This is a genomic window from Flavobacterium sp. CG_9.10 (assembly GCF_015752245.1).
GTDB lineage: Bacteria > Bacteroidota > Bacteroidia > Flavobacteriales > Flavobacteriaceae > Flavobacterium.
The window spans coordinates 88,675-111,201 of the sequence record NZ_JADOVD010000004.1; the positions used below are offsets into that span (position 1 = coordinate 88,675).

General features: G+C 32.9%; 23 protein-coding genes. 16 read left to right on the forward strand and 7 right to left on the reverse strand.

The features are described 5' to 3' along the window. The first annotated feature begins 35 nt into the window (after positions 1 to 35). The 3 genes from IWX84_RS04635 (at position 36) to IWX84_RS04645 (ending at position 3,053) form a co-directional block, all read left to right on the forward strand. Positions 36 to 968, forward strand: a complete 933-nt coding sequence (locus IWX84_RS04635; protein ID WP_196849583.1) for an NAD-dependent epimerase/dehydratase family protein — start codon at positions 36 to 38, stop codon at positions 966 to 968. Positions 969 to 1,119: 151 nt separating this feature from the next. After that, positions 1,120 to 2,007 carry a carbon-nitrogen hydrolase gene (locus IWX84_RS04640; RefSeq protein ID WP_196849584.1) on the forward strand — a complete coding sequence of 296 codons (888 nt, stop codon included), beginning with the start codon at positions 1,120 to 1,122 and terminating at the stop codon, positions 2,005 to 2,007. Positions 2,008 to 2,009: 2 nt separating this feature from the next. Beyond that, positions 2,010 to 3,053: an agmatine/peptidylarginine deiminase gene (locus IWX84_RS04645; RefSeq protein ID WP_196849585.1), complete on the forward strand. Its 1,044-nt coding sequence runs from the start codon at positions 2,010 to 2,012 to the stop codon at positions 3,051 to 3,053. Positions 3,054 to 3,136: 83 nt separating this feature from the next. Here the strand turns inward: IWX84_RS04645 and IWX84_RS04650 are convergent, their stop codons facing one another. Next, a complete protein-coding gene (locus IWX84_RS04650) occupies positions 3,137 to 5,395 on the reverse strand; it encodes a M1 family metallopeptidase (RefSeq protein WP_196849586.1) in 2,259 nt (752 codons plus the stop codon). Positions 5,396 to 5,637: 242 nt separating this feature from the next. On the opposite strand from IWX84_RS04650, the gene IWX84_RS04655 reads away from it, so the two are divergent. From IWX84_RS04655 to IWX84_RS04665, 3 genes are all read left to right on the forward strand, one after another. Continuing rightward, positions 5,638 to 6,489 (forward strand): aldose 1-epimerase family protein, encoded by an 852-nt coding sequence (locus tag IWX84_RS04655; protein ID WP_196849587.1) that lies wholly within the window; start codon positions 5,638 to 5,640, stop codon positions 6,487 to 6,489. Between the two features lie 18 nt (positions 6,490 to 6,507). Further along, on the forward strand, positions 6,508 to 7,056 hold the full coding sequence (locus IWX84_RS04660) for a GNAT family N-acetyltransferase (protein ID WP_196849588.1): 549 nt from the start codon (positions 6,508 to 6,510) through the stop codon (positions 7,054 to 7,056). A gap of 138 nt (positions 7,057 to 7,194) precedes the next feature. Next, positions 7,195 to 7,746: a DUF3575 domain-containing protein gene (locus tag IWX84_RS04665; protein ID WP_196849589.1), complete on the forward strand. Its 552-nt coding sequence runs from the start codon at positions 7,195 to 7,197 to the stop codon at positions 7,744 to 7,746. 7 nt (positions 7,747 to 7,753) lie between these two features. Here the strand turns inward: IWX84_RS04665 and IWX84_RS04670 are convergent, their stop codons facing one another. Next, positions 7,754 to 7,984, reverse strand: coding sequence for a VF530 family DNA-binding protein (locus IWX84_RS04670; RefSeq protein ID WP_196849590.1), 231 nt, complete (start codon positions 7,982 to 7,984; stop codon positions 7,754 to 7,756). A gap of 49 nt (positions 7,985 to 8,033) precedes the next feature. Here IWX84_RS04670 and IWX84_RS04675 point away from each other — a divergent pair, with 49 nt between their 5' ends. From IWX84_RS04675 to IWX84_RS04685, 3 genes are all read left to right on the forward strand, one after another. Next, positions 8,034 to 8,519 (forward strand): histidine phosphatase family protein, encoded by a 486-nt coding sequence (locus IWX84_RS04675; RefSeq protein WP_196849591.1) that lies wholly within the window; start codon positions 8,034 to 8,036, stop codon positions 8,517 to 8,519. A gap of 120 nt (positions 8,520 to 8,639) precedes the next feature. Beyond that, the gene (smpB, locus tag IWX84_RS04680; RefSeq protein ID WP_196849592.1) at positions 8,640 to 9,092 is read left to right on the forward strand and encodes an SsrA-binding protein SmpB; all 453 of its coding nucleotides are present in this window, start codon (positions 8,640 to 8,642) and stop codon (positions 9,090 to 9,092) included. A gap of 87 nt (positions 9,093 to 9,179) precedes the next feature. After that, positions 9,180 to 10,229 carry a Fic family protein gene (locus tag IWX84_RS04685; protein ID WP_196849593.1) on the forward strand — a complete coding sequence of 350 codons (1,050 nt, stop codon included), beginning with the start codon at positions 9,180 to 9,182 and terminating at the stop codon, positions 10,227 to 10,229. A gap of 38 nt (positions 10,230 to 10,267) precedes the next feature. Here the strand turns inward: IWX84_RS04685 and IWX84_RS04690 are convergent, their stop codons facing one another. Beyond that, positions 10,268 to 10,909, reverse strand: a complete 642-nt coding sequence (locus IWX84_RS04690; protein ID WP_196849594.1) for a protein-L-isoaspartate(D-aspartate) O-methyltransferase — start codon at positions 10,907 to 10,909, stop codon at positions 10,268 to 10,270. A 144-nt stretch (positions 10,910 to 11,053) separates the two neighbouring features. Between IWX84_RS04690 and IWX84_RS04695 the strand changes: the two genes are divergently transcribed. The 7 genes from IWX84_RS04695 (at position 11,054) to IWX84_RS04725 (ending at position 18,341) form a co-directional block, all read left to right on the forward strand. After that, positions 11,054 to 12,019: a Gfo/Idh/MocA family protein gene (locus IWX84_RS04695; protein WP_196849595.1), complete on the forward strand. Its 966-nt coding sequence runs from the start codon at positions 11,054 to 11,056 to the stop codon at positions 12,017 to 12,019. An 85-nt stretch (positions 12,020 to 12,104) separates the two neighbouring features. Beyond that, positions 12,105 to 12,992 carry a 3-hydroxyacyl-CoA dehydrogenase family protein gene (locus tag IWX84_RS04700; protein ID WP_196849596.1) on the forward strand — a complete coding sequence of 296 codons (888 nt, stop codon included), beginning with the start codon at positions 12,105 to 12,107 and terminating at the stop codon, positions 12,990 to 12,992. A 79-nt stretch (positions 12,993 to 13,071) separates the two neighbouring features. Beyond that, positions 13,072 to 14,292 (forward strand): DUF1015 domain-containing protein, encoded by a 1,221-nt coding sequence (locus IWX84_RS04705; RefSeq protein ID WP_196849597.1) that lies wholly within the window; start codon positions 13,072 to 13,074, stop codon positions 14,290 to 14,292. Positions 14,293 to 14,327: 35 nt separating this feature from the next. Continuing rightward, on the forward strand, positions 14,328 to 14,987 hold the full coding sequence (locus IWX84_RS04710) for a YggS family pyridoxal phosphate-dependent enzyme (RefSeq protein ID WP_196849598.1): 660 nt from the start codon (positions 14,328 to 14,330) through the stop codon (positions 14,985 to 14,987). A gap of 74 nt (positions 14,988 to 15,061) precedes the next feature. Then, positions 15,062 to 16,423, forward strand: coding sequence for an exonuclease domain-containing protein (locus tag IWX84_RS04715; protein ID WP_196849599.1), 1,362 nt, complete (start codon positions 15,062 to 15,064; stop codon positions 16,421 to 16,423). A gap of 165 nt (positions 16,424 to 16,588) precedes the next feature. Next, the gene (gene miaA, locus IWX84_RS04720; protein ID WP_196849600.1) at positions 16,589 to 17,506 is read left to right on the forward strand and encodes a tRNA (adenosine(37)-N6)-dimethylallyltransferase MiaA; all 918 of its coding nucleotides are present in this window, start codon (positions 16,589 to 16,591) and stop codon (positions 17,504 to 17,506) included. 94 nt (positions 17,507 to 17,600) lie between these two features. Continuing rightward, the gene (locus IWX84_RS04725) at positions 17,601 to 18,341 is read left to right on the forward strand and encodes an acyl-[acyl-carrier-protein] thioesterase (RefSeq protein ID WP_196849601.1); all 741 of its coding nucleotides are present in this window, start codon (positions 17,601 to 17,603) and stop codon (positions 18,339 to 18,341) included. 143 nt (positions 18,342 to 18,484) lie between these two features. On the opposite strand, the gene IWX84_RS04730 is transcribed toward IWX84_RS04725, so the two are convergent. From IWX84_RS04730 to IWX84_RS04745, 4 genes are read right to left on the reverse strand one after another with little or no spacing between them, the layout of a single operon-like run. Further along, a complete protein-coding gene (locus tag IWX84_RS04730; RefSeq protein WP_196849602.1) occupies positions 18,485 to 19,198 on the reverse strand; it encodes a response regulator transcription factor in 714 nt (237 codons plus the stop codon). Between the two features lie 3 nt (positions 19,199 to 19,201). Then, entirely contained in the window at positions 19,202 to 20,785 is a 1,584-nt protein-coding gene (locus IWX84_RS04735; protein WP_196849603.1) for a sensor histidine kinase, read from the reverse strand. 59 nt (positions 20,786 to 20,844) lie between these two features. Beyond that, positions 20,845 to 21,441, reverse strand: a complete 597-nt coding sequence (gene coaE, locus IWX84_RS04740; protein ID WP_196849604.1) for a dephospho-CoA kinase — start codon at positions 21,439 to 21,441, stop codon at positions 20,845 to 20,847. Between the two features lies 1 nt (position 21,442). Then, positions 21,443 to 22,441 (reverse strand): glycosyltransferase, encoded by a 999-nt coding sequence (locus IWX84_RS04745; RefSeq protein ID WP_196849605.1) that lies wholly within the window; start codon positions 22,439 to 22,441, stop codon positions 21,443 to 21,445. Between the last annotated feature and the right edge of the window lie 86 nt (positions 22,442 to 22,527).

Genomic DNA, 22,527 nt, shown 5'->3' on the forward strand with positions numbered 1-22,527 from the left:
CTCCAACCCATTTTCGAACAAGAAAAATAGTTAAGATGCAAACGATATTAGGAGCAAACGGAATCATAGGAGAAGAATTAGCTCGCGAATTGCGAAATAATTATACAGACCAAATTAAATTAGTGGGACGCAATCCCCAAAAAGTCCATCCAAACGATCATCTTTTTAAAGCAGACTTACTCAATCTTGAAAGTGTTGTAACAGCACTTGAAAACACAGAGATTGCCTATTTGACAGTGGGACTTCCGTATGATTCTGAAATATGGCTTAGGGATTGGGTAATTGTAATGAAAAATGCAATCGCCGCCTGTAAAAAGAACAACTGCAAACTCGTGTATTTCGACAATACCTGCGCCTATCCTCAAGACAGCGAAATTCAAACCGAAGAAACTCCTTTAACTTCTGAGGGGAAAAAAGGAAGAGGAAAAAAACTGGCTGCTGAATTACTGTTAAAAGCCATTGCCAACAAAGAAAATGAAGCCGTGATTTGCAGAGCACCCGAGTTTTATGGTCCCGGTAAAACCAAAGGACTTACCAATAGTCTTATTTTCGAAAATCTTAAAAACGGAAAAGAAACTAAAGTATTTTTAAAAGACAATGTCTTACGTACACTTATCTTTACCCCTGACGCTAGCAAAGCCATGGCATTAATTGGCAATACAGCTGATACTTTTGGGCAAACTTGGCACTTACCTTGTGACGATAACCGATTAACCTACAAGCAATTTATTGCAGAAATCGGGCATCAATTGGGTAGAGAAATAAAATACAAAGTATTGCCCTGGCTCGTACTGAAAATAGGTTCTTTCTTTAACAAAAACCTTAAAGAAACACAGGAATTACTCCCACGTTATGCGATTGACAATATCTTTCAATCCTCAAAATTCAAAACTAGATTTCCAGATTTCAAAGTAACAAAGTATTCAGAAGGAATAAGAATAATTCTTAACGACTTTAAAATAAACTGAGGAATAACGTATAAAGTAATAGTTCATCGTTACAAATTGTACTTCATTTTTGAGCATCAGAAAATCGTAAAGAAATTAGTCTCACTTTTCCATTATCTCCGTTTTCTACTCTTTATAAAATTCACTATTTTTGCAGTCTAAAAAGTACACTATGCCGAATAAAAAATATAAAATAGCAGTTATTCAATTGAACCTTAACGACGTTGCCGAAAACAACCTTAAGAAGTGTTTGAGCTGGGTACGCGATGCTGCCAGTCAAGGCGCCGAGGTCATTTCGTTACCGGAATTATACAGCAGTCATTATTTCTGTCAGAGCGAAGATGTAGACAATTTTGCATTAGCAGAACCTTTATACAGCACTTCGTTTATTGCTTTTAGCGCTTTGGCAAAAGAATTGGGCGTAGTAATCATTGTTCCTTTTTTCGAAAAAAGAATGGCAGGAATTTACCACAACAGTGCATACATAATTGATACAGATGGATCTGAAGCCGGATTGTATCGAAAAATGCACATTCCTGATGATCCGCATTTTTATGAAAAATTTTATTTTACGCCTGGCGATTTGGGTTTCAAAACGATTCCAACCAAAAAAGGAAAAATAGGAACACTAATTTGTTGGGATCAATGGTATCCTGAAGCAGCAAGACTGACCGCTTTAAAAGGAGCTGAAGTGTTATTTTACCCAACAGCAATTGGATGGCATCCAGGAGAAAAAGATGAATACGGAGTAAACCAGCATGGAGCTTGGATGAGTGTCATGAAAGGACATGCGGTTGCTAATGGTGTTTATGTTGCAGCAGCAAATAGAATAGGTTTAGAGCAATATTTACCTGATACCGATGGAATCCAGTTTTGGGGATCTTCGTTTATTGCGGGACCGCAAGGTGAAATATTGGCGCAAGCCTCACACGATAAAGAAGAAATCCTTATTGCAGAAGTTGATTTGGATTTACAGGAAAATGTACGTCAGAACTGGCCATTTTTTAGAGACAGAAGAATTGACGCTTTTGGCGATATTACTAAAAGAGCAATCGACTAATTATGAGTACAACCAATAATAGAAGATTTCCTGCTGAGTGGGAAAAACAGCAAGGCATTTTATTATGTTTTCCGCATAATGGTAAAGATTGGCCAGGAAAATATGAAGCGATACAATGGGCTTTTGTAGAATTCATTAAAAAAGTGGCTTCTTTCGAGCAAGTTTTTTTAGTAGTTGCCGATGAAAATCAGAAAGAAAAAGTCGTTGGAATGTTAGAATCGGCTGAAGTGAAAATCGAAAACGTTTCATTTATTATACACAAAACCAATAGAAGTTGGATGCGTGATTCGGGACCAATTATCGTAAAAAACGGAACCGAAAGAGAAGCATTAAATTTCAACTTTAATGGTTGGGCAAAATATAAAAACTTTCAATTGGACAAATTTGTTCCTTCCAAAGTAGGCGAATTTTTGAATATTCCTGTTACTCAAGTAATGTATAAAGGAAAACCGGTAATTGTTGAAGGTGGCGCGATTGACAGCAACGGAAGAGGTACTTTACTGACTTCGGAAGAGTGTTTGATGAATCCAGATATTCAGGTTCGCAATCCAAATTTTACTAAAGCAGATTACGAAGCAGTTTTCAAGGAATATCTTGGAATTACAAATGTGATTTGGTTAGGAGACGGAATTGAAGGCGATGATACACATGGACATATCGATGATTTATGCCGTTTTATAAATGAAGACACCATTGTAACTATTGTAGAAACAGATCCAACGGATAATAATTACAAACCGTTGCAAGACAACTTAAAAAGGTTGCAAAATGCCAAACTGGAAAATGGTAAATCTCCTATAATTGTTGCTTTACCAATGCCAAAACGTTTGGATTTTGATGGCGTGAGACTACCTGCCAGTTATGCAAATTTCCTGATTTTGAATAAGTGTGTTTTGGTTCCTACTTTTAACGACAGCAATGATAGAAAAGCGTTGAACATCCTTTCAGAATGTTTTCCCGATAGAGAAATCATCGGAATTAGCGCTACTGATTTTATTTGGGGTTTTGGAACATTACATTGTTTGAGTCAACAAATTCCTGAGTAAAATTAACTGTTTACTTTTCAATCTAAAGCATAAAAAAAAACGCCAACTTCTCAGTTGGCGTTTTTTTGTAAATACTACAACCACTATTTATCTCTTGTGAATAAGAAACTTTGGCCGTTTACTTCTAATGTAAATTCACTTTTATTTTTATTAAACTGAATAGTAAGTGCAGCAGGAGTAAAAACAAATTTATCGTTTCCCGCAGCAACCAGATTTAGATTTGGCTGACCTTCGGATTTCCCAATCAAAACACCATTTTCATCGGAAAAAATAACTTTTACAGGAATTTGTTTACTTGAAAATGATCCTAAGTAAGCATCTAATGCTACAACTATTTCTTTCTCTAATTCACTTTTTCCAGAAGTCCACGTGTCATTCCCAGTGTTGATGTCTGGAAAAACATGACCAGGATCAAGTGTTATTGTGTCAATTTCTTCTGTTGTATTTGATTTGAATGACCAACTTTTATTGCGTTCCCAAATCTCTACCGGAAGATTAACTCTAGTCACTTTACCAGATTTAGACTTGATATCTAAGATTACTGGAAAAGGCATTTTCTCTAAATTATCTATAGTAATTATAGCTCCTTTTGCAGGATCATTTTTTATATATTTAACTTTCGAAACTGCTTGATCAAAACGCCAGTTGTTAATAATCCAACCTCTCCAAAACCAGTTTAAATCCTCTCCTGAAACATTTTCCATCGTACGGAAAAAATCATCTGGAGTTGGATGTTTGAAAGCCCAACGTTCCGTGTAGGTTCTAAAAGCGTAATCAAAACGCTCTTTTCCTAAAATTTGTTCACGCAACATGATTAATCCAGCACTTGGTTTATAATAAGCCAATATACCTAAGTTTGCTTCTTTTAATGCATCAGGTGCAGTGAAAACAGGCTCCATTTCAGAATTTGTCAACGTATTAGCCGAACGATGCATGTCTGAAGCTGGTTGCTTATATTCCCCATTATTAAAATCAACCGAACTTAACGAGTTTATAAAAGTATTAAAACCTTCATCCATCCACGCAAAAACACGTTCGTTTGAGCCTACAATCATTGGAAACCAACCGTGACCAAATTCGTGATCAGTTACTCCCCATAAATTATCTCCTTTTGATTCCCATCCGCAAAAAACAATTCCAGGATATTCCATTCCTCCTTCATTACCGGCAACATTTGTGGCAGCAGGATAAGGAAATTCAAACCATCTTTTTGAATAATTTTCAATGGAAGTCTTAGTATATTCGGTTGAACGGCCCCATGCGCCTTGACCTTCACTTTCAACTGGATAAGCCGAAATTGCAATAGATTTTTTTCCGCTCGGCAAATTAATTTTGGCAGCATCAATAATAAAAGCAGCTGATGATGCAAAAGCAACATCTCGAGAATTTTTAATTTTAAATTTCCACGTCAAAGTCGATTTTCCTGCTGGACGAGAACTAGCGCTAGTTACTTCGGCTGCAGTGCGAATCATTACAGTTTTGTCACTTGCAGCGGCTTGCGCCCAACGTTTTTGTTGTTCGGCTGTATACACTTCTGATGGGTTTTGTAAGTCACCAGAACAAACTACAATATGATTAGACGGTGCCGTAATTGCAATATCAAAATCTCCGTATTCTAAATAAAACTCTCCTGCACCGATGTAAGGCAAAGTATTCCATCCTTTTACATCATCATAAACACACATTCTAGGATACCATTGAGCAATAGTGAAAATCTTACCATTTTTAGTATCTAAAACTCCCGTTCTGTCTGAACCGTATTTTGGTGAAATATAAGAAAAGTCAATTTTTACTTTAATTGAAGTCCCATTACCATTTAATTCTTGTGGCAAAATAATTTGCATTCGAGTATCCACAACTGTAAATTTCGCTTCTTTTTCAACAGCTTTTCCTCCTATCGTTGCAATAACTTTGATTGATTTAATTTTGTGACCTCCGTCAAAAACTTCACCATCCGCTCCGTTACGACTTCCGTTAACCGGAATAACTGCATTTCCACGCGAATCTTTTTTAAATAGATTTTGGTCAACATTCATCCAAAGAAAAGCTAATTTATCTGGACTGTTATTAGTATAAGTTAAGGTTTCGGTACCAGTAATTTCACTGTTTTTATCATTTAAATTTGCAGTTAATTGATAATCAGCCCTGTTTTGCCAATACTTTGCTCCAGGTTGACCACTTGCCGAACGAGTTTCCGTTCCATTTTTAGTATAAAATCCTGGTGCAAATGCATCATGATAATCGTACTTTGAGACGCTTGTTTTCGAGTCCTGCGCATGAAGCGAAGAAACTCCACAAAATAAAGCTAAATAAAATGACGCTTTAATGAAGTTGTTTTTCATAATTTGATTGATTTTTTACTTTTTATCTGTTTGATTAACAATTAGTATGAAAGTGTGTACTTTTGTTACATTAAAAAAAAATATTGACTAAATATTGTAACAAATTAATGAAAAATAATGCAGACTGTAACAAAAAAATAATTTATTGAAAGGGTTTACTAAATAATAGTATTTTTTGACCACTTTATACTTTTAGAAAAATTTAAAATATATTTACAATCTAAATTAAAACAAAAACTGCTTTGAAAACAGTCATTACAAATACTTTTTTAACCGCTACAATAAATAGCTTCGGTGCTGAATTATGTTCTTTAAAAGATACTAATAACGAAGAGTACTTATGGGAAGGAAATCCTGATTTTTGGGGTAAGCACTCTCCTATTTTGTTTCCAATTGTGGGAACATTGAAAAATAATTCCTTCGATTTTGATGGCAGAAAGTATCATTTATCACGTCATGGTTTTGCTAGGGATATGCAATTTGAATTGATTGATAAAAACATGAATAGCGCCACTTTTTCGATAAAATCATCTGAAGAAACATTAAAAGTCTATCCATTTAAATTCGAATTACATATAACCTATACTCTAGACAATACGAGTTTATCCATTGAATATAAAGTCATTAACAAAGGAAGATTAAAAATGCCGTTTTCTATTGGAGCGCATCCTGCTTTTGCTTTATCAGGTAATTTTGAAAATTACGCTATTGAATTCGAAAAAGAAGAATCTTTAAAATATTACCTTTTAGAGAATGATTTAATTTCAAATAAAACAAAAACGCTGGAGTTACTAAATAAACAAGTGACTTTGAACTATCCGTTATTTGAAAATGATGCTTTAATTTTTAAAACATTGGAATCTAATTCAGTCACCATTTTAGAAAATTCAAATCCAAAATTCCGAGTTCATTTCAAAGATTTCCCTAGCTTAGGAATTTGGACAAAAATGAATGCCCCATTTCTTTGCATCGAACCTTGGTTTGGCTATTCAGATACTAATGAAAGTTCCGGAAATCTTTTTGAGAAAGAAGGAATCCAAATTTTGGGTGCCAATGAAACTTTTAAATCAGAATTTAGTATTGAAATCCTCTAAATTAATAATATAAAAAATATGCTGACTATTAATTTTACTCCATTTCCAAATTTAGAAACCGAAAGATTACTGTTGAGACGCGTTAATAAGGATGATGTAAACGAAATTTTCGCTTTGCGTTCTAATCCAGAAACCATGAAATATATTCCTAGACCATTAGTGAAAACAAATGATGATGCCCTGGAGCATATTGCATTGATTGATGCTAAAATTGAATCCAACGAAGGGATAAATTGGGCGATTACGTTGAAAGATAACCCAAAACTAATAGGCATTATTGGTCATTATAGAATAAAACCCGAGCATTTTCGTGCTGAGATTGGCTATATGATACTTCCGGAATATAATGGAAAAGGGATTGTTTCTGAAGCTGTAAAAGAAGTTGTTACTTATGGTTTTAATGAGATGAAACTGCATTCGATTGAAGCTATAATTGATCCTGAAAATTTTGGATCTGAAAAAGTTTTGCAAAAATGTGGTTTTGTAAAAGAAGCGCATTTCAAAGAAAATGAATTTTATGAAGGACGTTTTTTAGATGCTGTTATTTACTCTATTTTGAATAAATAACTATTTTAAATCATAAATAAATCACTCGATATTATTTTTTACAAAAACCCATATTATTGTCTATTTGAAAGAATAATCTTTATATTTGCCGCCGAAAAGTATTATGCTTTATAGGAAAAGCATTAGGAAACCTTCATTATGAAAAAATTATTATTAATTGCAATTCTTTTCTTTTCAATCCATTCCCAAAGTCAAACTTACGTAAAAGTAAATGCATTAACGACTTTATTAGGCGTGCCAAACGTGGGTATTGAAACCAGTATTGGCAAAAAATCGACTTTTCAATTAGACATTTTAGCCTCCCCGTGGAAGTCAGTAGACGGTAAACCGTTACAGTTTTATACTTTTATTCCGGAATATCGCTATCATTTTAAAGAGAAGTATAATGGTTTCTATGTTGGAGCACACATAGGTGCAACTGCCTTTAATTTCCAAAAATGGAATTATTTAAATACTGATAGATATGAAAAAGGATTTGGTTATGTCATAGGTGCAACAATTGGATATCAAGCTAAAATAAATGATAAGTTTGTATTAGACTGCTTTTTGGGAGGAGGAAATCAGCAAGGGTTCTACCATGGATATTATCTGGGAACTGATGAACGTTACGAAACCGCTAAGCATTGGAACAAAAGCGGAGAATGGTTACCCTACCGCGGTGGCGTTATGGTTTCTTATCGAATCAATTAAATTGAAACTATTTTATGAATTTAGGCAAGGATTGAATATATAATTCTTCGACTTGCTTTCTGGCCCACTCTGTTTTTCGTAGGAAAGTTAACGAAGATTTTATGCTAGGATTATCCGTAAAACATTTAATTTTAATTAATTCTCCCAAAGTATCAAATCCATAATGTTCCACTAATTGTTCCAAGATTCTTAGTAAAGTGATTCCGTGAAGAGGATCTTTTGATTTTGAATTTTCCATTTTGCAAATATATAAAATCGTTAAACAACAAAATTTTAAATTAGGTCAAATGAAAAAATATTTATTGATTGTTGCTTTTTTTGTTTTGCAAGTTAGTTTTGGACAAAACACTACAACCACTTATTACTTTATTCGCCATGCGGAGAAAGTTGATAATTCTAAAAATCCTGATTTATCTCAAACTGGTCTTCAAAGAGCCAAACTTTGGAATGAAATATTTTCAGAAATTAATCTAGATGCCATCTACTCTACTGATTTTAATAGAACTCTTCAAACCGCTACCCCAACAGCGACAAATAAAAAGATTAGTATTATAAAATATAATCCTAAAACTATAGACTTAGAATCATTCAAAAAAGAAACTTTAGGAAAAAAGGTATTGGTTGTTGGCCATAGCAATACTATTCCAAATTTTGTTAATCAAATTATCGGTCAAAAAATATACTTTGATATCAATGACACTACTTTTGGCAATCTTTACATCGTGACTATAAATGGCGATTCTATAAATCATCAATTATTAAAATTACCGTAAACTATTAGCATTATAATTTCACTTTTAAAGGATGTAAATAATAGTTTTCAAGTGGTTTTTGAGTCTAATTATTGTCCTTTAGTAGAAATCTTTTCTTTTTTATCATACCTTTGCAATCCTATGCTAAAAACAATAAATATATACAACAAAAGAGCTAAATTCGATTATGAAATAATTGAAACATTCACTGCTGGGATTGTTTTGGCTGGAACTGAGATTAAATCAATCCGTTTAGGAAAAGCGAATATTACGGAGAGTTTTTGTGAATTTAGCAATAACGAACTTTTTGCAATCAATACTTACATTGAAGAATATACTTTTGGCAATCAATTCAACCACAAAGCAAGAAGCGAACGTAAGTTACTTTTGAATAAAAAAGAATTAAAAGGCCTTGCTAAAAGTGTTCAAGCAAAAGGACTTACCGTTATCCCTTTAAAATTGTTCACCAATGAAAAAGGAATGGCTAAACTACAAATTGGTCTTTGCAAAGGGAAGAAAACCTACGACAAACGCGAATCTCTAAAGGAACAAGACACTAAAAGAGATCTTGACAGAATAAAAAAATCATTTTAAATAAAAATTGAAGTTCAAAACAGTGCGGTTTTTTAAATTCAAAAAAAATGACTAATTTTGTCAAGACAATTTAAAACATTTTCAAAAATGAAAATACTACTCAAAAACGCAAGAGAACAAAAAGGACTCAAAACCAGAGAAGTGGCTCAACTTTTAGGAATTGATCAAGCCTTGATTAGTAAATTTGAAAGTGGCACTAGAAAACCCACTAGAGAGCAAGTTATAAAACTAGCATCGTTACTGGAAATAGATTTAGAAACAATAATGGTAGCTTGGCTAAAAGAAAAAATTCTTTATGAAATAGGTCAAGATGAATTTGCATTAAAAGCATTACTAGTTGCTGAGGAAGAAATAAGATATCAAAGTAAATCTTTAAAGAAAAAAATATCTAATACGCTACAAAAAATCTTAGACGAAATCGACACTTTGAAGACAAAACTGGATAGTTTTCGTCAATTTGACAGCTATCGAATCGCCCAAGCATTAGAATTAGAATACACTTTTGAAAGTAACCGTATCGAAGGAAATACTATGACGCTTCGGGAAACTGATTTGGTTATCAATGAAGGTTTAACTATTTCAGGGAAAAGTATGAGGGAACATCTTGAAGTGATTAATCATCAGGAGGCGATTGCATACATTAAAGAATTAGTGCAAAAAAATAGCTCCATAAATGAACGAGAAGTATTATCTATTCATAATTTAATTTTGAGAGGAATTCATCCCGAGGAAGCTGGAAGATACAGAAAAGTACAAGTGATGATAAAAGGAAGCACTCACATGCCACCGCAACCGTATATGGTCGCTAAGGAAATGGAAGATTTTTTCATTTGGTATGAAAGCAATAAATCAATTCTTCATCCTATCGTTTTGGCTGCCGAAATACACGAACGATTAGTAACCATTCATCCATTTATTGATGGAAACGGTAGAACATCTCGTTTAGTCATGAACTTAGTTTTATTGCAGCATGGCTACATCATTGCTAATATAAAAGGGGATTATGAAACTAGAATGAAATATTATGAAGCACTGGAAACAGCTCAAACTAAAAATAACAAAGAAGATTTTTTACTGTTTATCGCTGAAAAAGAAAAAGAAAGCTTAGAGCGGTATTTAAGTATTATTGGTCAATAAAAAACCCGTCTCGTTATTTAAGCGAGACGGGTTTCTTTTTAATTTTTATCTTCTAATAATGGTACAAATCGGAATTCTCCAAACTCATGTTTTTCGAATTGGGTTTCGTTTTTACGAATCAACAAAGTCATAATTTGTACCTCTTCTCCTAGCGGAATAACTAGCCTACCTCCTATTTTTAATTGTGACATCAATGGTTGAGGAATAAACGGAGCGCCAGCAGTTACAATGATGCTGTCAAACGGAGCATATCCGGGTAATCCTTTATACCCATCTCCAAAAGAAAGATGTTTAGGACGAATATTTAGTTTTGGAAATAACAAAGAGGTTGTTTTAAACAATTCATTTTGTCTTTCCACACTAAAAACTTTCGCTCCCATCATACATAATACAGCCGTTTGATATCCCGAACCAGTTCCTATTTCTAAAACTTTATGCTCTTTTTTTATTTCCAATAACTGGGATTGAAAAGCTACGGTATAGGGTTGAGAAATAGTTTGACCAGCACCAATAGGAAATGCCTTGTCCTGATAAGCATAATCTTCAAAACTGGAATTTAAAAATAAGTGCCTTGGAATCTTTTTTATTGCATCCAAAACATTTTTATCAGTAATCCCTTTTTGTTCCAAAGTGCTTACTAATTGATTCCGAAGTCCTTGATGTTTGGCTGTATCTTTCAAAATTTGATATTTAATTTTGGTAAAAATAGAAAACAATTTCTAATATTAAATAGTGAATTTTAAATATTAAATTGGTTAAATAATTGTTTGATATCCTTAAAAAAGTAATCAATTTATTGCTATTTTTGTACAAATTAAATCATTATGCTGAAAATTGGAGTGTTAGGTGCGGGTCATCTGGGTAAAATACATTTGCGTTTATTACAACAATCTGAAAAATATGAATTAGTTGGTTTTTACGACCCAAACCAAGAAAATGCCGAAAAGGTTTCTAAAGAATTTGGTTACAAACATTTTAGCACGATAGCTACACTTATTCATGCTGTTGATGTAATTGATATTGTCACTCCTACTCTTTCTCATTATAAATGTGCTAAAGTTGCTATCAAGTCAGGCAAACACGTTTTTATAGAAAAACCTATTTCAAATACAGTTGAAGAAGCCGAAGAAATAATCGCTTTGGCAAAAGAATACAATGTTAAAGGTCAAGTTGGTCATGTAGAACGATTTAATCCTGCATTTATCGCAACCAAAAACATGATCGAAAACCCAATGTTTATTGAAACACATCGATTGGCTGAATTCAATCCTCGCGGTACGGATGTGCCTGTAGTTTTGGATTTAATGATTCATGACATTGATGCAATTTTAAGTGTGGTAAAATCTAAAGTAAAAAACATTAGCGCAAGCGGAGTTTCTGTTATCAGCGACACTCCCGATATTGCTAACGCCCGAATCGAATTCGAAAATGGATGTGTGGCTAATTTAACTGCCAGTAGAATTTCGATGAAAAACATGCGTAAATCACGTTTTTTCCAGAAAGATGCTTATATCTCAGTCGATTTCTTAGAAAAGAAATGTGAAGTAGTAAAAATGAAAGACGCTCCAGAAGTTCCTGGTGATTTTGATATCATTTTGCAAAACGCTGAAGGAGTTAAAAAACAAATCTACTTTTCAAATCCTGATGTAGAACAAAACAATGCAATTCTTGACGAACTAGATTCATTTGCAGATGCCATCAATAATAACACTACTCCTGTTGTAACCCTAGAACAAGCAACGGAAGCGCTTCGCGTGGCCTATCAAATTATTGATTGCTTTAAAAAATAGTTAAAAAAAATTCAGGTTTCAAGCTTCAAGTTTAGGGTTATCCGACTTGAAACTTGGGACTTTAAACTTTAAATAAAAAAACAGAATGAAAACAATAGCAGTAATCGGAGCGGGAACAATGGGTAATGGAATTGCTCACACATTTGCTCAAAGTGGTTTTACCGTAAAACTAATTGATCTTTCCGAAAAATCACTTGACAAAGGAATGGCAACTATTGCCGCTAATTTAGACAGAATGGTTTCAAAAGGAACGATAACTGAAGAAGATAAAGCAAAAACGATTACCAATATTATAACGTATACTGACATAAAAGATGGCGTTGTGGGAGCAGATTTAGTGGTTGAAGCGGCTACCGAAAATGTTGAATTGAAATTAAATATCTTCAAGCAATTGAATGAGGCTTGTTCTCATAATACTATTTTGGCAACCAATACTTCTTCTATTTCTATCACTCAAATTGGAGCTGTCGTAGCACATCCAGAGCGCGTTATTGGAATGCACTTTATGAATCCAGTGCCCATCATGAAACTCGTTGAAATCATTCGAGGCTACACTACTTCGGACGAGGTGACGAAAATTATCATGGATTTATCCGAAAAATTAGGAAAAACTCCAGTGGAAGTAAATGATTATCCTGGATTTGTCGCCAATAGAATTTTGATGCCAATGATCAACGAAGCCATTGAAACTTTATACAACAAAGTCGCTGGTGTTTATGAAATTGACACGGTAATGAAATTAGGGATGGGACACCCAATGGGACCTTTACAATTAGCTGATTTTATTGGTCTTGACGTATGTTTAGCCATCTTAAATGTAATGTATGATGGTTTCAAAAACCCGAAATATGCGCCTTGCCCGTTACTGGTAAATATGGTTCGCGCAGGAAAAATGGGTGTAAAATCTGGTGAAGGTTTCTATGATTATTCGGAAAGTAAAAAAGCAGAAAAGATTTCTAAACAATTTACATAAAAATCACAGTACGCAATCGCAGTTTACAGCTTTCCCACTGAATACTGCGACTGCTAACTGCTACTGAATACTATAAAAAATGGCAAAAATAGTTCCTTTCCAAGCGGTCAGACCCACTCGTGATAAAGTTTGCCTAGTCACTTGTCGTTCCTATGAAGAATATGTGAATGCCGAGTTAGCAGCACAATTGGATTTTAATCCGTTATCGTTTTTGCATATTCTAAAACCAGCCTATACCAATCAGGAAACTGTTTCTTTTGAAAAAAGATACCGACAGGTACATCAAAAATACCAGGAATTCAAAAATGAAATTATATTAGTTAAAGATAAAAAACCGGCGATTTATATTCATAAAATCGTGACCAAAACACATTCTTTCACCGGAATTATTGTAGGAACAAGTGTGGAAGATTATCGTAATAATGTTATAAAAAAACACGAAGATATTTTAGCCTTTCGAGTACAATTACTGAAAGATTATATGAAATATGCCGAGTTCAATACGGAGCCAGTTTTAATGACTTATCCTGACAATAAAACAATAGAAAATTGGATTTTTAACTGTACTCAAAAACTAGCCGATTTTGAATTTTCTACAACCAAAAAAGAGGTTCATTATCTGTGGAAAATTGAAGATACTTTAGAAATTAATTGGATACAAAAAATATTCGAAAAAACAGAAAGTCTTTATATCGCTGACGGACATCATCGTACAGAAGCTTTAAAATTACTATCCGAAGAAAATAAAAATCCGGAAAACACTACAAAGGATTATATATTAAGCTACTTAATTTCGGAAAATAATGTTAAAATTTACGAATTTAATCGATTAGTAAAAGATTTAAACGGTTTCTCGAAAGAGGATTTTATCACGGCATTGAATGTGAATTTTATTGTTGAAAATAAACACAAACAACCTGTTCAACCTTCTGAAAAACATCAGTTCGGAATGTACCTTGACAATAACTTTTATAGCTTAATTTTACGAAAGGAAAACACTGTTTTTAATAGCGCATTAGAGAGTTTAGACACTCAAATTTTGTATAAAAAAGTACTTTTACCTCTACTTGCAATCGAAGATTTACGCAATGATGAACGTATCGAGTACATTTCTGGGAAGCAATCCGTTTTAGAAGTAAAAGATAAAATTGATCAAGGGGAATTTGAAGTTGGCTTTATTCTTTATCCTTCAAACATTACGGAAATTAAAGATTTAGCCGATAACAATTTGATCATGCCCCCAAAAAGCACCTATATCGAACCAAAGTTCAGAAGTGGTTTAGTGATTTATGAATTTTAGATTAGAATTAAAAATAAAATTAAAAGATTTAAAAAATGTCGATAGCTCAAAACTTACTCTCCATAAAATCTACTTTACCAGAGCATATAACCTTAGTTGCTGTCTCTAAAACTAAACCCGTTCCTGACTTAATGGAAGCATATGAAGCAGGACAACGCATTTTTGGAGAAAACAAAATCCAGGAAATGGCGGAAAAATGGGAACAAATGCCAAAAGACATTCAATGGCACATGATTGGTCATGTTCAGACGAATAAAGTCAAATTTATGGCACAATTTGTGAGCTTAATTCATGGAGTAGATAGTCTGAAATTACTACAGGAAATCAATAAACAAGCACAAAAAAATAACAGAATTATTGATTGCTTATTGCAAATTCATATCGCTGAAGAGGAAACTAAATTTGGTCTTGATGAAGAGGAATTGTCTTCTCTATTATCTTCTAATGAATTTCAAGAAATGAAAAATATTAGAGTGGTGGGATTGATGGGAATGGCAACATTTACGGATAACAAAGAGCAAATTAAAAAAGAATTTACTCATTTGAAATCGATTTTTGATACCATTCGCAGTAGAGATGCACTGCAATGCATCTCTACGTTGTCAATGGGAATGTCAGGCGATTATCAACTCGCAATTGACTGCGGAAGCACAATGATTCGAATAGGAAGTAGTATCTTTGGAGGAAGAAATTGATTTTCGATTTTTGATTAACGATTTTTGACTTCACATGTTTCATAACTTGTAACATTAAACATTAAACAAAAAATTTGTACGCAATACTTGACATAGAAACCACAGGAGGACAATTCAACGAAGAGGGAATAACTGAAATCGCCATCTATAAATTTGATGGACATGAGGTTGTGGACCAATTCATCAGTTTAGTCAATCCGGAAATCCCGATTCAGCCATTTGTGGTGAAATTAACTGGAATCAATAATGAAATGTTGCGCGGTGCTCCCAAATTTTTTGAAGTAGCCAAACGTATTGTCGAAATGACAAATGATTGTGTCATAGTAGCGCACAATGCCTCTTTCGATTATAGAATTTTACGCACTGAGTTTAGACGATTAGGCTATGATTTTGAAGCAAAAACACTTTGCACTGTAGAATTATCAAAAAAACTATTACCAGAGCAACCTTCGCATAGTTTAGGAAAACTAGTGCGTGCCCTTGGAATCCCAATGGCAGATAGACACAGAGCCAGTGGAGATGCATTGGCTACAGTCAAATTATTCAAAATTCTTTTAGAGAAAGATCTAGAAAAAGAAATTGTAAAAGATTTTATCAAACTCGAAGTTGAGAAAGGAATTGCTCCAAAACTGCTAGACATTGTTAGTAGTTTACCTTCTACAACTGGTATCTATTACATTCACAATGAAAAAGGTAACCTGATTTATATTGGCAAAAGCCGAAACATAAAAAAACGAATAAATCAGCATTTTACAGGGACTTCAACTAAATGCAAAAAGATTCAAACCGACGTTTTTACCGTAACGTACGATGAAACCGGAAGCGAATTGATTGCTTTATTAAAAGAAAGTGAAGAAATAAAAATCAATAAACCTATTCTAAACAGAGCCCAACGAAAAAGCATATTTCAATTTGCATTGTATGCTGAAAAAGATGAAAAAGGCTATTTGAACCTAAAACTTCAAAAAGCAGACGGTCGAAAAAAAGAAATCACCTCATTTACCTCTTTGCAGGAAGGGAAAAATGCCTTGTTTAGAATCACTTCCCATTATAATTTATGTCAAAAATTTACGGGATTATATACCTCAAAAACAAACTGCTTTCAATACAGCATAAAAGAATGTGATGGCGCTTGCATTGGTGAAGTTTCTCCTGAAATATACAACGCTAGAGTCCTTGAATTTATAGAAAAAAACTCCTTCGAAAATCAAAACATGATTCTTATCGACAAAGGAAGAAATATCAGTGAACGATCCGCTGTTTTGATAGAAAACGGAATTTACAAAGGCTATGCGTTTTATGATTTGAACTATCAAATACACAATATTGAAATCCTAAGAAATATTATCATTCCTATGCAAAATAATCGTGATACCAAGAATATTATTCAGGGCCATGTTCGAAGAAGCAAAACGCTAAAAGTGATAAATTTTTAATTGACTAACTTTAATTTGTAGCTACTCCTGCTATACACTGCAACTCCTCGCTATTCAAGTAGTTTTTCTAAGGCATAAAAGGAGCTTCCTTTGGTCGCTCTTTTACACCAAGAAAAACGAACTTTCATAACTCCGGGGTTTCCGTTTCCATCAGGGCTAAAAAACATGAAATACTTAATAACCATTATCGGACCCACAGCTATTGGAAAAACTTCCTTAAGTATTATGCTCGCAAACTATTTCAATTGCGAAATTATTTCCTGCGACAGCCGACAATTTTTTAAAGAAATGACTATTGGGACCGCCGTACCAAATAAAGCTGAATTAGCTTCGACAAAACATCATTTCATTCAAAATAAATCAATTTTCGATAATTATACAGTAGGTGATTTTGAGAAAGAAGCCATGTCTAAACTCGATGAATTATTTTTGACAAACGATTATGCTATTTTAGTTGGCGGATCCGGCTTGTATGTCGATGCGATTCTGAAAGGTTTTGATGAATTTCCTGAAATTGATCCTTCAGTTCGCTTAGATGTAAATTCAAATTATGAAAAATTGGGAATTGGGTATTTGCAACAAAAACTAGAAGTATTAGATCCCGATTATTACGCAAGATTAGCAAAAGAAAATCCGCAAACTTTACAAAATCCACAACGAATGATGCGTTTTGTAGAAGTATGCCTGGGTTCTGGAAAACCATATTCCTCTTTTTTAAATCAAAAACAAAACAGTCGCAACTTCACTCCTATTTTAATTGGACTTGAAGCAGAAAGAAACGTAATATACAATCGAATCAATCTACGTGTTGATAGTATGATGAACGAAGGTTTATTGGCTGAAGCCAAAGCTTTATTTCCAAACAAGGAATTGAATGCACTGCAAACAGTGGGTTATAGAGAATTATTCAGTTATTTTCATCAAGAAATCACATTAGAATTTGCCATCGAAGAAATAAAGAAAAACACGAGACGGTTTTCTAAACGGCAACTGACCTGGTTTAAAAGAAATGAAAATACCAAATGGTTTGATTTTGAGACTCCGTATGAAAAAATTGTAGATTATATAAACTCAAAGAAATAGCCAATTCAATTGCACTAGCAAATATTTATTTTTATAGCGATGGCAAATCAAAAATCTTAAATCGTTAATCAAAAATCTTAATTCTTATTTATCCATGCCAATAGCTCCACATTTCACTTCCATTCTTAGCAAAGATTGGGTAATCAATTTTACTCAATGCGCACCAAGCGGTTACTTAAAATATACTGATTTGTGTAATATCCTGCAGTTAACAGCAGCAGCACATTCGGAAATTGGCGGAATTAGTTTTTCTGACATGCAGGAATTCAACCAAGCTTGGGTTTTGAGCAGAATGCGAGTTGAAGTCGACGCTTTACCAAAATGGGGAGATGTAGTGACAGTAAAAACTTGGATTAATTCTTTAGAAAATTCCCGTTCGGTACGTGCGCTTGAAATGTACGTGAATGGAAAAAAAATAGTCGGTTCGGAGACTTTTTGGGCTGTTTTTAATACTGAAATTCGCCGACCAGAAGGTTTGGCCTTACCATTCGACCATTTTCAATTGTATCCTGATACAAGAGCTACAAAGCATGGCTTTTCAAAAATTAATTTGAATCATGAAAAAGAAATGGTCTTTGAAAAAACGGTTTTCTTATCCGATTTAGATATTGTAAATCATGTGAATAATGTAAAATATCTGGAATGGTGTCTAGATCATGTAGACGAAAAACCAATTCTAAACCAAAAAATTGAAAGTTTCGAAATGAATTTCTTGAAGGAGTTATCCTTGAAAGATAATGTAGTTATTCATGAGATTTTAAATGGAAACACGACTACTTTTAGCATCACAAAAGGAGATAAAACCAGTTTCGCTTTGCAATTGAATTGGAAATAAACTAAAATTTATTTTTTCCATAAAGTCCTAGCCCAGATAAAAGTGGAAATCCTTTTATGCTGGTGTTCAGCATAAAGGATTAAAACGGTTAGCTGGAAATAGCTCCAAAAAAAAGGCTCCGATTTCTCGAAGCCTCTTTAATATTATGCTACTTTGTTTTTTACAACTAATCTAAATCCTTCACCGTGAATATTAAGAATTTCTACATCTTCATCTAGCTTAAGGTATTTTCTTAATTTAGCGATGTAAACATCCATACTTCTTGAAGTAAAGTAGTTATCATCTCTCCATATTTTAGTTAATGCTAACTCTCTAGGCATTAAATCATTTTCATGAAGAATCAACATTTTCAATAATTCATTCTCTTTAGGAGATAATTTTATTGGTTCTTCATTATCAAAAGTTAAAAAACGGAGTTTTGAATTAAAATGAAATTTACCAATATTAAATTCAAATTGTGCTTGTTCAGCCTTATTATCTGATGATTTTCTTTGAATAATAGCTTTAATTTTCATTAAAAGCACTTCAGAATCAAAAGGTTTATTCAAGTAATCATCCGCACCAGCTTTGTATCCTTTCAACACATCCTCTTTCATAGATTTTGCTGTTAAGAAAATAATTGGCACTTCATTATTTTTTTCTCTGATTTCTTTTGCTAGCGTATAGCCATCTTTATATGGCATCATAACATCCAAAATACATAAATCAAAGGTATCTTTTTTGAATTTTTCAAATCCTTCCATTCCATTTTTAGCTAAAGTGACGTCAAAATCATTTAGCATCAAATAATCTTTTAGTACGGCACCAAAATTAAGGTCGTCTTCAACTAAAAGTATTTTTTTATTTACATTTTCCATATTTTAATTTATTAATGGTAATTTTATTATGAAGGTACTTCCTTTTCCCTTTTCACTTTCTACATATACTTGACCATTATGGTCTTCAACAATTCTTTTTACGTAGGCTAAACCTAAACCGTGACCCTTAACATTATGTATGTCTCCTGTATGCTCTCTATAAAACTTTTCAAAAATCCTTTTCTGCGCTGTCTTACCCATTCCTAGTCCATTATCCTTAATCTTAATGATGACCATATCTTTTACATTTTCTGTAACAACATCAATTTTAGGAATATCTGGTGAGTATTTAATTGCATTTTCCAAAATATTCACAATCACATTGGTAAAATGAACGTCATTTAGCAAAACAGTCTTTCTTGTGGCATCATAATGTGTTGTAATTGTACCCTGTCTGTCTTCCAATATTAAATTTACATGCTCAATAGCTTCATTAATAATTTCTTCAGCATTACAAGATTCTTTAGCTATATCTAACTCTTTTTTTTCTAATTTAGAAATACGCAAAACATTTTCAACTTGAGCGTGCATTCTTTTATTTTCATCCCTAATCATTTGAAGGTATCGAAGAACCTTCTCCTTATCATCAATTATTTTCGGGTTTTTTATCGCATCCAAAGCTAAATTAATAGTCGCAATAGGCGTTTTAAATTCATGAGTCATATTGTTGATAAAATCTGTTTTAATCTCCGATATATGACGTTGACGAATTAATTGATTTAATGCACTCGAATATGCTATCAGAATAATTAGCGTAAATATGATCGACAGTACTGTTATACTAACGAGTTCTGACAATAAATATTTCTTTTTATGAGGAAATGTAACCAATAATTGATATTTACTATTTCCTTCATTATCACTAAAAATAGGAATTGAATAAGTGGCATTTTTATCATATTTAAAATCTTTTGATTTTACCTTTGTTGCCAAATTATTATTATAAATACCAAACTCAAATCTTGTATTTACACCATATTCCTCTAATTCTTTCTTTATTAGCTTCTGCAATATTTCTTTTGAAACTCTTTCTTGAATAGGCATTGCTGAAGCAATATCTTTGAAAAAAATCTCAAATTGAGCATTATCTAGAACATCTAAATTTCCAGATTTTTCAATCTTCACATCTGGAATTAAGTTTTGTTGAACAGACGAATTGTCAATATTGTTATTGTTGTAAACTTCCGTAACTCGTTTAGAATTAAAATTCTTAAATCTATCACTATCAAATTTTTTATCAAAGAACGTCGACGATATTTTATAATCTTCTGATATAATGCTATTTGAATAAACTATAGTTTTATTCGTTTTAGGATTTTTCTGAACATAATAAAATTCCAATAAATCATTCTTTTGAGGAATTTTACCTGTACTGTCTTTATAGTGATTGTATTTATCATAAAAACTATAAGCCTCTTTTTGCTGCAATTTATCGGCTACGTTACCTATAACTTGTTTAACATGAAATTTGAATTGATCATCATTATTTTTAAATGATGTATTAAACCAATATACCTGAACCAAAATTATCCCAATCAAGGATAAGCTCATCAATAATACTAGTAATCTAAAAAAAAGTTTATTCATCGAAACAAAATTAGTATTTTAACAATATATTAAATAATACATTAACCAAACATTAACATCTAATGCTCATTTTGTCTAATCCTTAAAATTTTAAGAATTTTAACAATTTCTGATTTAGTTTCTTCAATATTTGTGTTTTTAATGACAAAATCGCTTTTTAGGATGCGTTTTTCGTCATTCCATTGCATATTAATTCTTTTTAAAACTTGCTCACGGGTCGTTTTATCTCTTTCCATTACCCTTTGAATCCTTATTTCTAAAGGTGCGGTAACAGTAATGATTAAATCACAATTTTTGTAACCCCCACTTTCAAACAAAATTGCTGCTTCATAAATAATAAACGGAGACTCTTTCTGATTTAAAATCCATTCCGAGAAATGTTTTTTTACGGCCGGATGAACAATTGCATTAAGTTGCTCCAGTTTTTCGGGGTCGTTAAACACAATTTGGGCAAGCTTTTCTCTATTTAGTTGATTATCATCAAAAACGGCATGACCAAAAACTATTTTGATTGCGTCAATAACATCACTGGACTGCATGAGTTTTCTAGCTTCATCATCAGCAATATAAACCGGAACTCCTAATGATCGAAATTCATTAGCAATTGTAGTTTTTCCAGTGCCAATACCACCCGTTAATCCTATAATTTTTGTCATGTTATACTTTGAAAAACAATTCTGGAAAGGCCTTCTGAGGCTTTTGTTTCAGAATGATGATTTTTATAAATGATTCCATAAAACCGAGTCCGTAACCAAAGAATTGTTTCCAAACTGCAATTAATGATAAGTACCCTATTTTCAAGCTCTTGTTCTGATATGTTGACACCAAAAATAATACCAAAAAATACATAAAATACATTTTAAGCAGCAAATCATTATTAAAAACTAGGGCAAGAAGCGCTACAACAAATCCTATTAAAAAAACAGTTGGGAAGAAAAAAGTAATTTTATTGTACTTGGGATACCAGCTATTAAGAATTGGTCTTGCTTTACCAAATTTATTGACCTGAACAGAAAACTTATCCCAATCAATTCTTCTTTTATGATATACAAATGCGTTTGGAAAAAGTTTGGTTTCAAAACCTAAGTTCCATAAACGTATCGATAAATCCGGGTCTTCCCCAGGATGAATATTTCCAAAACCTTGTGAGGCTTCAAAAGCTTTTCGAGACAATCCCATATTGAAACTTCGAGGTTGAAACTTATCAATTTTTTCTGATCCACCGCGAATTCCACCCGTAGTGAGAAATGAAGTCATAGCAAAATTTATTGCTTTTTGAATATCGGAAAAACTGTCCAAAGCCTTGTCAGGCCCACCAAAACAGTCTACATAATTTTGTTTTAAAGCTTTTTCAACTTCATCTAAATACTGTTTTGGAATGATGCAATCTGAATCAAAAATGATAAAATAATCTCCTCTTGCTTTTTTCATTCCGTAATTTCTGGAATCTCCAGGCCCTGAATTCTCTTTGTAATAGTAAGAAATATCTAATTTGTTCCCATATTTTTGAGCGACATCCTGGCATCTCAATGTAGATCCATCTTCAACAATCACAATTTCAAAAATCTCATTGTAGTTCGATTGCGACAAACTTTCTAAAAGTTCATCGACTTCATCTGGACGGTTGTAAACTGGAATGATTAAGGAAAATAACATACTTTTTAATGTTCTATTTAGGTAGTATTCTATTGATTCGAAAATTTTAACAAATATAATCTTTATCCATAAAAAAACCATCAAAT